This window comes from Salipaludibacillus sp. CF4.18 (assembly GCF_051262595.1).
Classification (GTDB): domain Bacteria; phylum Bacillota; class Bacilli; order Bacillales; family Salisediminibacteriaceae; genus Salipaludibacillus; species Salipaludibacillus neizhouensis.
In genome coordinates this window covers 1-14,125 of sequence record NZ_JBIMEV010000085.1, presented here as the reverse complement: position 1 = coordinate 14,125, position 14,125 = coordinate 1, and the positions used below count along the sequence as shown (strand labels likewise).

Below are 14,125 nucleotides of genomic sequence, written 5' to 3'. Positions count from 1 at the left end.
AACTCTCTTCTAACCACCCAGCTTTCAAGAGCAAGTTGATAAGCAAAGGGACGGTTCTCTGCATCATTTTAACGACTTGGGTGATGGGTTGTAGATAAGGTATAAGGTCGGATTTAGGTCTATCACTTGCTTTCAGTAAGATCACACATCTGCAAACGGGCCAGAGAATACAAAAAGCACCGCATTTGCGGTGCAATTAGTTATACATTTTTACTTGCATTTTCTTTTGCAAAATAAGGTTTTGCGATAGGTAACGAACCGGTTAGAAGCACATAGTGGAATTTGAATCAATGCATGTCATAAAACCAATGAATGCTTAATCGTATTGAGAAAGAGGTATGTGTCATATCAAGTCAAGAAATAATGAACTAAGAATGTTTTGTTTTATTAGGTTCATTATTATTTATACCAAAGACAGATAATACCCTTTCTGAATTATGAAAATGTTATTTCACCCTACTTTATACTTCTTCTAAAAAAGGAAAAGAATTTTGTCCCCCATCTTTTGTTACAGTTATCGAACTTACTTTTGTAGCGAATGCCATACTTTTTTCAATGTCCCAATCTTGATATAAAGAATAAACAAGTGCGCTAGTATACGCATCTCCTGCACCAGTTGAATCTACACTATTAACTTCAATGGCGGGAGTAAAGTAATCTCTGTGACCATCATAAGCTACTGATCCTTTTTTACCTAAAGTGACAATGGTTAAGCCGTTGATTAAGTTATATAAATAATGACTTGCTTCTTGAGCTTCTTGGATGGATTGTACGTTATTTTCAGTATAAAAAGAAGCTTCTGACTCATTTACGATTAAACAATCAATAAACTCATACATTTTTTTTGTTATTTCAGTCGCTGGAGCTGCATTTAAAATAATATAGCAATCATATTTCCTTGCTAAGGACATTGTATATTCAATTATTTCTATTGGTGTTTCTAATTGAAATATCATTATTTTACTTCTTCTGATAATATCTTCCGCCGCATTTATATCTGAAAATGATAGTTCAAAATTTGCCCCTCTTAAAATAGTACTATAGTATTCTCCGTCAGGCATGATATGAACAATCCCCATACCGCAGGGATCAGACCCTTTTTTTATATACTTAGTATCAACATTACTTTTTTTTAATTCATTAATCATTTTAGTGCCATAGATATCGTCACCTACTTTACCAATCATAAAAGTTTCCAAACCTAACCTACCACACTGTGCTGCTTGATTAGCTCCTTTACCTCCGCATAACTCTATTAATTTATCTCCCACATAAGTTTCACCTAATGTAGGCATCCTTTTTTGTTTAACTAAAAAATCATAGTTTAAGCTACCTAAAACCGAAACACAGTCTTTCATTTATCTCACTCCTTCATATAATAAAACTCTCTCAATTATCAAAAAAACGTGTACTTTTAAAAAAGCTTATTTATTTGTTTTTTAATCGTTGATTCTCAACCGCAGAATTAGTTCTCTTTAAATTATTATAGGTTTTATCATAATTGGCTAATACAACTGAATTATATAAGGCATCTAATATATTTAAATGAACAATTCGTGTTACCGCGTTTTCTCCAGTAAGAGGAGAGTTATTAGCATAAGAAACTAAATTTATATCGGAATTTTCAGTTATAGGACTTTTAACATGGTTAGTGACGCAAATTGTAGTTGCCCCCACTTCTTTAGCAGTTTGTAAAGCATAGTTAACAGCTGCTGTTGAACCAGAGTGGGATATTCCAATAGCGATATCATTCTCTTTTAATAAAGATGCTGCCATAGATTGCATATGAGTATCACGGTAGGATTGGGCATCTATACCTACTTTTAGGAATTTATGAGCAATATCATCAGCAATAGTGCCAGATCCACCTACACCCAGTAATAGCACTTTTTTTGCTTTTAAAAAAGCATCTACAGCTCTCTTAAATTCTTCTTTATCAAACCCTAAAAGTGTATCTTGTAAAGCGATAATCGAATTATTAAATACCTTCTTGAAAATATCCTCAAATTCATCACTTTCATAAAATTCTTCTTGATAATATTCATCTTCATTTAATGAATATTCAGAGAGAATTTTTTTCAATGTTAAATAGCCCTCACATTGCAGTTTTTTACTTAACTTAACAATTGTAGCTTCACTTACTTTAAGTTTTTCAGACAAATCACTTATCGTCATTTTACTTAAATCTGCATAATTACTAACTATAAATTCAGCAATTATTCGTTCTTTTTGGCTCAACGACGGTAAAATACTGCGAGCATAGATAATAATGTCGCGACCATCTAAAACCCTCTTGCTTGCATTCATTACAGCACCTCCATGTTATTCAATTAAATCAATTATATAATAAACAAACAAAAGATTCAATTTAATAAAGTTTACTTTATTTTTTTAATAAATAAATAAATAGATATAAAAATACGTTTTTATCAATAAAAATAGATAAAAATTTACTTATTGACAACAATAAATAAATAATATATATTTTACTTAGAACGAAATATTCAGAAAGTTTACTTGTTTCTGTTTAAAAATAAAGGAGGCATTTATGAAGGACTTAAAATTTTCAACTAGATTAAATTCATTTTTTACAGATGTCGGTAGTTTTTGGGGGGATAAAAAGGAGCATATTTCTACCCTTGATTTGATTGAACGATTATCTCACGTTAAAGGAATTACACATGTGGAATTGAACTATCCTCAGCACTTTAAAGGTCATACAGTGGAAGAAATTAAACATAAACTGGATGAAGTAAATTTAAGTTTGAGTGGTATCGCTTTAAGATATGACAATACTTTCTTTAGGGGGGAATTTACAAATAGTGACGATAACCTACGAAGTAAAGCTGTAACAATTACGGAAGAAGCTGTTGAAATTTGCGGGGAATTAGGAGGATCAGTTACAACTATTTGGATGGCGAATGATGGATTTGATTATTCCTTTCAATTAAATTATCAAGAGGCTTGGAATATGCAAGTGGAAGCAATTCGTGAAATAGCAAAAAAATATCCCGATTCAAACATTAGTATAGAATATAAACCATATCAACCTCGAGCATTTACTTTATTTAACGATATTGGAACAACTCTACTAGGTATAGAAGACATTAAGTGTGATAACGTTGGGATCACTTTAGATTATTGCCATATGTTGATGAAAAAAGAAAATCCCTCATTTTCTCTATCTTTAGCTCAGTCAAGAGGGAAACTTATGGGAATCCACTTAAATGATGGATATCAGGATAACGATGACGGTATGATGTTCGGTTCAGTCCATTTCATGCAAACCTTAGAATTTGTCTATTATCTTAAAAAATATGACTATAAAGGACTGATTTACTTTGATACTTTCCCAATCAGAGAAGATCCGATTAAAGAATGCGAGATGAATATTCAGATGTTCAAAAAGTTATACCAATTAGTAGATGGATTAGGATTAGATAAAATTGATCAAATTGTTAAAGATAAAGATGCTGTTAAGAGCCAAGAGTTACTATTAGGTATCTTAGATAAGGCCGTTTCCAAAACAAAAATAGAAATTTAAATTGCTAATAATTTATTTTTAAATACAGCTTCTTGTTAATTTATTTCTCACATTGAGCAAGTGGTATAAATAAATAACTATTTTACAATTACCAAATAATGTTTTTCAAATAGGAATCTTATTTATGCCATTTGTTCAGTAAAAAACTATATTACGGGGGTATGATGATGAATTCTTTTAAGCGTAGTCTGTTTTCAATTTTTGTAATCGTTTCCATTTTGTTGGTAGGTTGTTCATCAGAAACAGAAACTGGCGGCGATAACTCTACAAGCAATGATAACGAAGAAGAGGAAGTAAACTTAGTATTTTCAACAATAAGTGGTGAAGGTTTGGTTCGATGGGAAGCAGAAATTAATGCATTTGAAGAAGAAAATCCTAATGTAACGATAGAACTGAGAGAATATGATGATGATTATTATAATCAAAATGCAGTGAGACTTTTCAATTCAGATGAAAGACCTGATGTTGCTTGGTTTTGGGCTAATGGATTCTATCATGATATAGTCGAATCTGGCGCACTTTTACCACTAGATGACCTCTATGAAAGCGAAGGTTGGAACAATGTATTAACAGAACAAACCATTGAGACTCATACTTCTACAGATGGTAATATATACTCTGTACCTGAGTCCGTTGTTTTAAATCCAATTATTTTTTATAACAAAAAAGCATTTTCAGAAGCTGGTCTTGAAGAGCCAGAGACCTTTGAGGAGTTTCTTACGTTTGGAGAACCGGTGAAAGAAGCTGGGTATATACCATGGACATCTGGAATGTTCAATCCTAGTCAAGCTACTGCATTATTAGATATCGCTGTTAAACGTACTGTTAGTCCAGAACACTACCAAAGATTATTAGATAAGGAAGATATGGATTATACTCACCCTGACATCGTTGAAGCATTTCGTTTAATGCAAGAGATGGGATTCAATTTAATGCCTGAAGGTGTAGCCGGAACTGGAGCTGATGAAGCTAGATCGCTTTTTGCACAAGAGCAAGCAGCTATGTATAGTGATGCTTCTGTTAACGCAGGTCCTGGTATGTTGGGTAGTGAACTGCCTGAGGATTTTGAATTAGGATCTTTTTTCTATCCTGAAGCACGTGAAGATGCAGGAAAAACAATAGGTTATTATGATGGTCAAGCACTTATGGCACTAAATGATACAGGAAAAGAAGAGTGGGCAAAGAAATTTTTGGCATTCATTATGAGCAAAGAACGCCAGCAATTAATAGGTGAAACTGCTTCTAACTTCCCTGCAAGAACAGATTTATCATATGAGGATATTGAAGAAACATACTCAGCTGTTGAAGCAGATATGTATGAATCAATGCTTGAAGAAGGCACCCATATCATTTTTAATACGGTAATGCCTGGAGAATATAGACCTGCGGCAGTCCCATTAATTCAAGGTTTGATCATGGGACAATACACACCAGAAGAATTCGCGGAAGAATTTAACGATATGGTAAACCAAGTGCATGAATAAACAAGTTGTGTTGAATTCGTCATATATTGACGAGTTCAACACTTGCATAAAGAAAGGAGACTATTCATGGATAAAAACGTTAAATTAGCAGATATGAATGAATCACCTAATATTTTTTTTCGTTTTTTGTATAATTTTAAAAAACATAAAATAGCTTATCTTTTTATTCTTCCCTCTATAATTTTAATATTAGCCGTAATGATAATTCCGTTAATTCATTCCTTTAGCATAAGCTTTTATAAATGGAATGGATTCAGTGAGGCTGAGTTTGTTGGGTTTAGTAATTACATTCAATTACTTTCTGATAGCCAATTTTGGAACGCCTTACTAAACAATTTAAAGTATATATTTCTATTTGGCACTTTCACTATAATTTTTGGTTTTTTATTCGCTGTTGCTATAGATAGACAACTTGTAGGATGGAGAATTTATAAATTTGTCTTCTTTATACCTGTAATGTTAATTACAGCAGTGATCGCAGCTCTTTTCTCTAAAGTTTTCGAGCCAAGCTTTGGTATTTTAAACTCATTTTTAAGATCAATTGGTTTAGAATCATTTACTCAATTATGGCTAGGTAATCCTGATCTTACAGTATATTCAATCATCGCTGTGGCAGTATGGCAAATTTCAGGATGGACGATGTTATTATTTTTATCTGCAATTGAGGGAATACCCACTGAAATACATGAGGCAGCAACACTTGACGGAGTTTCTGGATGGCAGCGGATGATATACATTATTATTCCAATGGTCAAAAGAATGGGTTACGTAATAATAATGCTTCAGATAATAAATTCACTGAAAACATTTGACCTTATTTGGGTAATGACTGGCGGAGGACCAAATTATGCTTCTGAAGTTTTGGGAACCATTTTATATCGGACAGCTTTTTCTCAACAGAACTTTGGCTACGCATCTTCGATATCCGTTTCCATGACAGTTATTGTAATGATAATCTGTATATATTATATAAAAGTATCCAAATTGGCTAAATTAGAAGGGTAGGTGATATTGTGATCAAACAAAAATTAACTAAAACAATCGTTTATTCGTTTTTAATTATTTGTACACTTTTAGTAAGTTATCCTTTATTTTATATGTTTCTTACTTCTGTAAAATCACACGCAGATATATTGCAAAATCCTTTTGGATTACCAGAGAAGTTTCAGTTTTCTAATTATATAAATGCACTAGTTTCTTATTCAATGGGGCCAGCTTTGCTTAATAGCATCATGGTTACTTTAGGGTCTTTAATCATACTAGTTTTAGTTGCTTCACTTGCTGGTTATGCAGTAGCAAAAAAAACATTTCCAGGTAATAAGATATTTTTCATTAGTATGGTTGGGTTTATAGCAATTCCTGTACACGCCCTAGTAGTTCCACTTTATTATTTTGTTGAAAGTTTAGGTTTATCTAATAATTTATTTGTTTTGATGATTTTGTATGTCGCATTTCATTTACCTATTAGTATATTAATTATGAGAACATTTTTTGAAAATGTTCCAAATGCAGTCGAAGAAGCTGCTAGAATAGACGGATGTAGTGAGTTTAGAATATTTTGGAATATAGCATTACCTATGACAAAAGTAGGTATGGCTACAGTTGCGATTATTAATGTTATTACAATTTGGAGTGAATATCTGTTTGCTTCTGTTCTACTAACTAGACCAGAGGCGCGAACACTCCCTGTTGCTGTAGGCGCTATAAGTTCAGGAAATTCAGGATTTGATCAAGGTATATTTTTTGCATCGCTAGGAATTGCAACAATTCCAATGTTAATTGTTTACTTTGCCTTCTCAAAGCAAATTACAAAAGGAGTTGCTTCAGGAGCTGTAAAGTAATCTTCACCTAGAATAACGAAGGAGTTACTTAACCTTTTTGTTTACTTAAAAATAAGCGTCAAATAACCATCTAATGAGACGGTTATTTGGCGCTTATTTTGTATGTCGGAAAAGGGTATACCCTTTTAGGGGTATGAACAGGGTCATTAATCTATGGGCCACACATTCTCAACTCCATAAACCTCCCTAAATTATTATTTTATTGTGAATGATACTGATTTTATAAATGCTTCTTCAAATCATCGCCACAATAAATAAGTATCGACAAAACTCCTCCGCGTCTTTATCGATTTTAGCGAGATCGACTCTGTATTGCTTCAGGCTCTCCCAATTCACTAATGGATTGTAACTCTCTTCTAACCACCCAGCTTTCAAGAGCAAGTTGATATCATTTCGAAACATGGAAGGGAGCCTATTTTTCAGTTCCTCTTCTTGAGTCTCATCATTTACCCTTACGGTAAATCATCCATCTGGATCAGAATTTGGTTCCATGCTTCATTTTCGCGGCTGGCGTACTAGTAAAGACGGCCCTGACCCCGGTGCGGTGAAGTGTTAAATCAGTACCTTGGCACTTACTGGTACAATCTTGTGGCTGTAATCACATCAAAGTTGTTGATATAAAAATGTGTTAGTGCCAATTTGATAATTTTAACGCCATTTTCAACATTTCTCTTTTGATTGGGGCGACCTGGAGCACAGAAGAGCAGCTCAAAAGTATAGTGACGAGATAACTCTTAGAGCTGTTTCGCAATCATTTTTACGCTTTCTCCAGCTAATACCCGAGTAACAGGGACGAATTTGAGTCATGGTGAATAGCTTTAAACTTGCCTTTTATTAGCATACTGTAATAGTCTTTAAAAAAGGAATTTATGCCTGTCTACTATTATATACGGGCACAAGATGTTGCCACCCTTGCCATCTTTTTTACCAATGAACGCCAAGAGATTTACCACAGATCGCCAGTACATTTACCAATGAAATGAAAAGCACTCCTGAATAAAATAAGAAGCTCGCTTCTTTGAAATTAAAGGTAATTGAACTAACACAACCTCGTTTGTTTAAGTACACTATTTCACAATGATTTATTTAAGTAAAGTGAATATACTTTTCAGTCTTTTTAGTGAATAGACCAGATTTATTTTTTTCTCTAAAAGGTATTGAATTCCATATAAGAAAAAAGCCTTATAAAAGAAATACAAAAAGAATTGAAAATGATTTATTCGGACGAGTTGGGCAATTTTTAATTTTTCCATAACGCTCATTAAAATAAAAGCAAAGAAACCGTCTACTACTGCGTTAAGTAATATAAACTTTTTAAAGTCTCCGTAAGTCCACTTTAATATCCACATGGTACCAATTAAAAACGGACCAATATTAAAAGGAAACTCATTTGCTATATAGGAGTTTCCTTTATTATAAAAAACCCACCATTTTCGTTTTTTTCCAATTTGAACATTCCATGCTTCTAAAAGACCAACAAGAATAGCAGCTGGAAGAAATTTTTTTATATTACGCCGTCCCAAAAAAAATAAGGTTAACCAAGAGATTAAAACCATTGCAATATTAACTAACCACTGATTCTTCATTTTTAATGGCTCCTTTTGTCAGTGTTATTCGTAATCATAGTCATCTACCAGTTTACTGATAACATTTGTTCTAAAATTTTCTCCTTTATGAATATCTAAAATGCCTTTACCGTACTCTAAAAAACATAAAATCTCATCTCGGATAAATGACGCATATCTAATGGGAATTGCTCCATCAATTTAACTGTATCAAGCAACTGTTCAAGCTTTTCCTTTCCTGCATTGGTCATTGAAACAATTTTAAATCTAGGCTGATTTTTGTTTGTTTTCACAAGGATAAATCTGCTTTTTTCAAGGCGTTTGAGTAATCTTGTAACAGTAGAAGGATGCCAGCAGCCTAATTCACCGATTTTTGTAGGAGTTAATTCATTATTATTAGTTGATAAGAGAAATAAAATATGCTGTTGGGCAGGGGAGATATTAAATTCCTTCCCTATTTCAGACCACTTATTTTCCATACAAAAGTACAATGCGCGAATCATTAAAAGCATTTGTTGCTTAAGCAGTAAATTCAACTTTATCACCCTCACTTGTATTTACAATTGTAAGTACAAGTAATATTCTCTTCAAAGATTAGTTTACATATTCATAGAAGTTTTTTACTCTTTTTCAATTATTAGTTGGTACACTCTCCCAACAAAAAAAGAGCCTTACTTTTTTTGAAGTAAAGCCTTGCCCGTTAGTGTTTATTTCCTGTTCTGCTTATAATAATTTTATTTTTATACTATAGTTGAAAGAATAAGATCACAAATTGGATTTTTATTCTTTCGGTAACCTCTCCGTTCAACAAGCGCCTTCTCTTTCCATGTACACTTTTCTCGTACTGTGTATTTAATGTCCCTCTTAAAACTTTGTCGAAATCAGATTAAGTTTAACATCTTGAATTTCATAAGGACGATCCATCTTAACAATCAGGAATTCATAGAATCACACTTCGGATCAGAGTTCTTCGGAGAACTGCCCATGACTTTTCAGAAAAATGAAGGCCAAGTTATGGGACTGATCACAGCATGTATATGGTTCTTGGGCACGTAATTTCCGCAAATCCGCACATAAAAAATATTTCACACACCGTCACCCTGCTCCGCTGAAGATAATACTTACAACATACCTCATAAATTATACCTATGGTGGATACCATGTAGTATATACATAGTGATAAGTGCCTGGTAAGGATATCCTGTAATTTCGTAAGCGTTTTCATGAAAATTGGTCAAATTACAGGTGAAATTGGTGTAATAATCTTTACCTTTCTTTTTTGCCTATGTTTTCGTATATTTGTTTCTTATAACATGATCATTACCTCACATTAGGAATATGCTTATTTCTAAAGAATTTTGGTAATGTAGGATAATCTTTACATTGGGTTTTGCTTCTTTTTTTCAGTATGATTCGTTGCAAATAGCCCGTGAACGCTATGATTATACTTCACAAATGGATAATATTGCCTAGACTCTTTTTGATACAATTTATTCGAGGAGGTGACAGGTAAGTAAATAGTGCTCATTACAGCAATTGTGGTGAGAACGATTATATCAACGTTTTTATCGAATTTTGCAAGCGTTATACCGGTGGTTTTAACTACAAGTTTATATCTTCTGTACTACGAGTTTCGTAGTACACCACTACAAACACTTAAGAGAATCTCTCAAAACTAAGTATCTAAAATCCAATAAAACAGGAGGAACATTATGAAGAAACGACTACATATTTTTCTAGCATTATTAATAGTATTCACAGCGTTACCAAATGTTTTTTCGTTAGAAACATCTGCAGCTAGTAATATATCAGCTTCTCCCACAGGTTTAGAAGCGGTTGCTGGTGATGAGCAGGTCGATCTAAACTGGAATCGCTCGATTGGATCAGGAAAGTCCATGCTGTATGTAGGCTCAGGTCTACCGGCTGACGAAAAAACAATCGCACATTTAGAAACACTTGGTTTTAATAATATAACATTTAAAAATATTAAAGATACGGTAACAGAAGACGCAGATGATTTCGATATTGTCTTTGTAGGGGAAACCTCTGGGTCTGGTGACATCGGTACGAAATTTAAAGAAGTTCCTATTCCAGTAGTCTATTCAAAGGGCTGGGTAGTAGATGATGTGGAATTAAGTTATGGTGATGGCGGTCAGTCAGGTGATATTGATGGACAAACAAACTTAGTCATCGAGGATCCTTACCATCCATTAGCCGCTGGACTTAGTGGAACAGTAAAAGTATATTCGGAAGCTGGGAAAGTGAATTTTGGTACTCCTGGTGAAGAAGCAGAAGTTATTGCCACAGTAGAAGGGGACGAAGCGAAAGTTCCTATTTTTGCTTATGAAAAAGGAGCAAAGAGAGTGAATGGGGAAGAAACCGTTCCTGCTCGTCGAGTTTCTACATTCCTATTTAATGGGCAAGAGGATTACATGACAGAGGATGGCTGGAAGCTCCTTGATGCGTCGGTTGAATGGGCACTGGGAAATGCCGATGATAAGATAAAAATGCTATATGTTGGCGCTGGCTTGCCAGCAGACATCATGGGTGTACAGCATTTTCAATCATTAGGTTTCTTATCCGTTGATTTTAGAATCATGAAGGAAACGGAAACGGAGGATGCAGAAGGCTACGATATCGTTTTTGTTGGAGAGACTGCAGGATCTGGAGACATTGGCGAAAAATTTAAAGATGTTCCTATTCCAGTTGTATACTCCAAAGGTTGGGTCGTGGACGACGTAGACCTAAGCTACAGTGATGGAGGTCAATCTGGTGATATCGATGGCCAAACAAATCTTGTTATTCAAGATAGTGACCATCCGTTAGCAGTTGGGCTAAGCGGCACGGTGGAAGTTTATACACAGGCAGGGAAGGTGAACTTTGGAACTCCAGGTGAAGAAGCGGACGTGATTGCGACGGTCGAAGGTGACGAGGAAAAAGCCGCGATTTTTGCCTACGAAAAAGGTGCAAAACGCGTAACTGGTGAGCAAGTACCTGAGCGTCGGGTTTCTACCTTTGTTTTTAACGGCCAAGAGGAAGTTCTAACTGAAGCAGGCTGGAAGCTGTATGATGAATCTGTTATTTGGGCACTTGATTTAGATGAACAAGATATTGCACCGGAAAAGACATTTACGGTAAAAAGAAGTACGGATTCGGAAGGGCCATTCGAAACAATAGCTAGTGGTTTAGAGACAAACTCCTTTACAGATACAGGGCTAACGAATGGCGAAACATACTCCTACCAAATTACTTTAGTATCTCGTGATGGGGTGGAAAGTGATCCATCGGAAGTAGTAGGTGCTACACCTGTGGAGCCTCTGCCAACACCAGTTGGATTAGACGTAGACACAAGCCATGAGAAAGTTGCGTTAAGCTGGGATGAAGTTCCTGAAGCAACTTCCTATGAGGTGAAGCGTAGTACAGCTGAAGATGGATCGTATGAAGTGATTACAAGTAGTGTTACGGATACAGAATATACAGACACAGATGTATCAAATGATGTAGAGTATTTTTATGTGGTTGTTGCGAAAAATGATGTAACAACAAGTGTAGCATCTGCACCGATATCTGCTACACCAGTAGATACACGTCCTGTCATTTCGTTAGATGACAACGGAGCGTTTGTAAACGAGCAAACGTATACGGTTTCCGGTTCCATGGATAGAGAAAGTAGAGTGACAGTGAATGGAGATGAAGTCGAGGTTGGTTCAGATCTATCATTTACCACTACATTAGAATTAGAACTCGGTCAAAATACAGTATTGGTAGAAGCTGTAGATCTAGCTGGCGAAGAAGCAGCACCAATCGAGTTAACTGTTGTGTATGAAACAGATGCACCAACGCTTACTCTTGATGAGCTACCTGGGGATAAAAAAGGAAAGATGCGCCATACAGTGTATAATCCATATCAATTTCAGGTAAGGTGGATGAAGGTGGAGTTGTCATTATTAATGGAGAAGAATTTGAAATAGCAGATGACCTCACTTTTTATGCAGAGATAGATCTTATTGGAAGTCGAAAAAATATTAAAGTGAAGGCTGTGGACTATGCAGGAAATGAGTCAGCAGTAGAATCATTTACCGTTGTGCCTAAGCCTAATAAGGAGACTGTTCCTCCTGGTCCAATTCAAATCGTAAGTACCGTTGTTACGGATGAGAATACAGTAGAGGTTACCTTCAATGGTAAAGTCAAAAACCTAGATCCAAGTGACTTAGAATTAAACTCAGCAATGGGAGATTGGGAAGGCCTTAATCCAAAACTGACTGATAACTTTACGATTGTAGATACGGACACGTTTGTGAATGAAGCTGGTCAATCCGTTGTTGTTTTCAAAACGGAGGAAACAATCAACCTAGATGGAACAATAGATCGACAAATTCCAGAAGATCCGCAACATGTTCCATTATTAAAAGATTATCATTTCTCTAGCGACATGGAGGAAAATATACAACAAGCAGACTATTTACTATCATGGCAGATGGAACACGGCGGCTGGTATAAAAACTGGTTTGATACAAACTACAAGCGTATGTGGGATGGATCAGAAAGAAAATCAGAATCTTATTCTTATTCTGCTGAAATAGAAGCAGGAACAACAGATAATAATGCAACGATTGATGAAATTTTATTCATGACACTTGTATACAATGAAACAGGAGATGAACGATACAAAGAGTCTCTCCTTAAAGGGATTAACTATCTTTTAGAATCACAATATGATACTGGTGGATTCCCACAAATGTATCCCCTTGTTGGTGGATATCCAGATAACGCAACATTCAATGATAATGCTATGAATCGAGTGTTAAATGCACTATCAATAGTTGCGGAAAAAAGTTATCCATTTAACGACGACGTTGTGAGTGATGAGTTAGCTGCTGAGGCACAAGTAGCGCTTGATTTAGCGTTAGACTTTATATTAGAATCACAAATTGAAGTGGATGGAGAGTTGACTGCATGGGGTCAACAGCATGATCCTTACACGTACGAAGCAACAAAAGGTCGTTCGTTTGAGCTTCCGTCAATTTCCGGGTTTGAATCAGTAAGTGTAGTGGCATACCTTATGTCTTTACCACAAACGGAAGAAATTAAGATAGCAGTTGAAGCTGCATTACGTTGGTTTGAAGATGTGAAACTAGATGGGATTCGATTTGACCGCTTTGATGAAGAAAACATGATTTTCTTCTACGAAGACCCAGATGCAGAGACTTGGTATCGATACTATGAAATTGGTACAAATCGTCCTGTTTATGCAAACCGAGATGGTATCATGTTGCATGACTTCTTTGAACTTGAGGGAGAAAGCAAATGGACGTACATGTGGGCTGGCGACTTTGCTAGTAATCTATTAGAAGTAGCAAGCACAACAGGATACTATGAAAACCGTGCATATGTAAAGGTTGTTGGTAATAACTCAACGAACATTGCCGGAGAAACCTTGGTTGTTGGAGACTTGCATAGGGTGGAGTAGGAAACATGGGGACGGTTCTCTGCTTCATTTGAAGCGGAGGGACGGTTCCTAAATGGATCAATTGGATCTGCCAAATAAAAACGACCTAAACGTGATGATTGTTCATGTTCAGGTCGTTTTTTCATATAGGTTTATAACCTGGAAGATGTAAGGACAATATCCATTTATGTGATGTAAATTTAAATTAACAGAACCCACCACGCATCTCACAAAAGCGGACC

At 35.3% G+C, this 14,125-nt stretch carries 11 protein-coding genes; 6 read left to right on the top strand and 5 right to left on the bottom strand.

Annotation, left to right across the window (positions count from 1 at the left end; translation table 11 throughout):
- Window positions 1-461 precede the first annotated feature (461 nt).
- Together ACHABW_RS24390 and ACHABW_RS24385 are read right to left on the bottom strand one after the other, a co-directional pair.
- Window positions 462-1,358, bottom strand: coding sequence for a ribokinase (locus ACHABW_RS24390; protein WP_435759450.1), 897 nt, complete (start codon window positions 1,356-1,358; stop codon window positions 462-464).
- Between the two features lie 70 nt (window positions 1,359-1,428).
- Window positions 1,429-2,307, bottom strand: a complete 879-nt coding sequence (locus ACHABW_RS24385; protein ID WP_435759448.1) for an SIS domain-containing protein — start codon at window positions 2,305-2,307, stop codon at window positions 1,429-1,431.
- Between the two features lie 241 nt (window positions 2,308-2,548).
- Between ACHABW_RS24385 and ACHABW_RS24380 the strand changes: the two genes are divergently transcribed.
- From ACHABW_RS24380 to ACHABW_RS24365, 4 genes are all read left to right on the top strand, one after another.
- Window positions 2,549-3,544 carry a sugar phosphate isomerase/epimerase family protein gene (locus ACHABW_RS24380; RefSeq protein WP_435759446.1) on the top strand — a complete coding sequence of 332 codons (996 nt, stop codon included), beginning with the start codon at window positions 2,549-2,551 and terminating at the stop codon, window positions 3,542-3,544.
- A gap of 161 nt (window positions 3,545-3,705) precedes the next feature.
- The gene (locus ACHABW_RS24375; RefSeq protein ID WP_435759444.1) at window positions 3,706-5,028 is read left to right on the top strand and encodes an ABC transporter substrate-binding protein; all 1,323 of its coding nucleotides are present in this window, start codon (window positions 3,706-3,708) and stop codon (window positions 5,026-5,028) included.
- A 66-nt stretch (window positions 5,029-5,094) separates the two neighbouring features.
- Entirely contained in the window at window positions 5,095-6,033 is a 939-nt protein-coding gene (locus ACHABW_RS24370; protein ID WP_435759442.1) for a carbohydrate ABC transporter permease, read from the top strand.
- Window positions 6,034-6,041: 8 nt separating this feature from the next.
- Complete coding sequence (locus ACHABW_RS24365; protein ID WP_435759440.1) at window positions 6,042-6,869, top strand: carbohydrate ABC transporter permease; 828 nt, start codon at window positions 6,042-6,044, stop codon at window positions 6,867-6,869.
- A gap of 234 nt (window positions 6,870-7,103) precedes the next feature.
- Here the strand turns inward: ACHABW_RS24365 and ACHABW_RS24360 are convergent, their stop codons facing one another.
- From ACHABW_RS24360 to ACHABW_RS24350, 3 genes are all read right to left on the bottom strand, one after another.
- Complete coding sequence (locus ACHABW_RS24360) at window positions 7,104-7,271, bottom strand: hypothetical protein (RefSeq protein WP_435759438.1); 168 nt, start codon at window positions 7,269-7,271, stop codon at window positions 7,104-7,106.
- A 680-nt stretch (window positions 7,272-7,951) separates the two neighbouring features.
- Window positions 7,952-8,455, bottom strand: coding sequence for a hypothetical protein (locus ACHABW_RS24355; RefSeq protein ID WP_435759436.1), 504 nt, complete (start codon window positions 8,453-8,455; stop codon window positions 7,952-7,954).
- Between the two features lie 116 nt (window positions 8,456-8,571).
- Window positions 8,572-8,970 carry a MarR family transcriptional regulator gene (locus ACHABW_RS24350; protein ID WP_435759434.1) on the bottom strand — a complete coding sequence of 133 codons (399 nt, stop codon included), beginning with the start codon at window positions 8,968-8,970 and terminating at the stop codon, window positions 8,572-8,574.
- Between the two features lie 1,176 nt (window positions 8,971-10,146).
- Here ACHABW_RS24350 and ACHABW_RS24345 point away from each other — a divergent pair.
- Both ACHABW_RS24345 and pelA read left to right on the top strand, forming a co-directional pair.
- Window positions 10,147-12,405 carry a hypothetical protein gene (locus ACHABW_RS24345; RefSeq protein ID WP_435759432.1) on the top strand — a complete coding sequence of 753 codons (2,259 nt, stop codon included), beginning with the start codon at window positions 10,147-10,149 and terminating at the stop codon, window positions 12,403-12,405.
- Window positions 12,357-13,904, top strand: a complete 1,548-nt coding sequence (gene pelA, locus ACHABW_RS24340; protein WP_435759430.1) for a pectate lyase — start codon at window positions 12,357-12,359, stop codon at window positions 13,902-13,904. The genes ACHABW_RS24345 and pelA overlap by 49 nt, the downstream gene beginning before the upstream one ends.
- Window positions 13,905-14,125 lie beyond the last annotated feature (221 nt).

Bases quoted from the DNA above. Each gene is read 5' to 3' on its own strand.
- ACHABW_RS24385 (WP_435759448.1), bottom strand. From the start codon at position 2,307: ATGAATGCAAGCAAGAGGGTTTTAGATGGTCGCGACATTATTATCTAT.
- ACHABW_RS24380 (WP_435759446.1), top strand. From the start codon at position 2,549: ATGAAGGACTTAAAATTTTCAACTAGATTAAATTCATTTTTTACAGAT.
- ACHABW_RS24375 (WP_435759444.1), top strand. From the start codon at position 3,706: ATGATGATGAATTCTTTTAAGCGTAGTCTGTTTTCAATTTTTGTAATC.
- ACHABW_RS24360 (WP_435759438.1), bottom strand. From the start codon at position 7,271: ATGTTTCGAAATGATATCAACTTGCTCTTGAAAGCTGGGTGGTTAGAA.
- ACHABW_RS24390 (WP_435759450.1), bottom strand. From the start codon at position 1,358: ATGAAAGACTGTGTTTCGGTTTTAGGTAGCTTAAACTATGATTTTTTA.
- ACHABW_RS24345 (WP_435759432.1), top strand. From the start codon at position 10,147: ATGAAGAAACGACTACATATTTTTCTAGCATTATTAATAGTATTCACA.
- ACHABW_RS24370 (WP_435759442.1), top strand. From the start codon at position 5,095: ATGGATAAAAACGTTAAATTAGCAGATATGAATGAATCACCTAATATT.
- ACHABW_RS24355 (WP_435759436.1), bottom strand. From the start codon at position 8,455: ATGAAGAATCAGTGGTTAGTTAATATTGCAATGGTTTTAATCTCTTGG.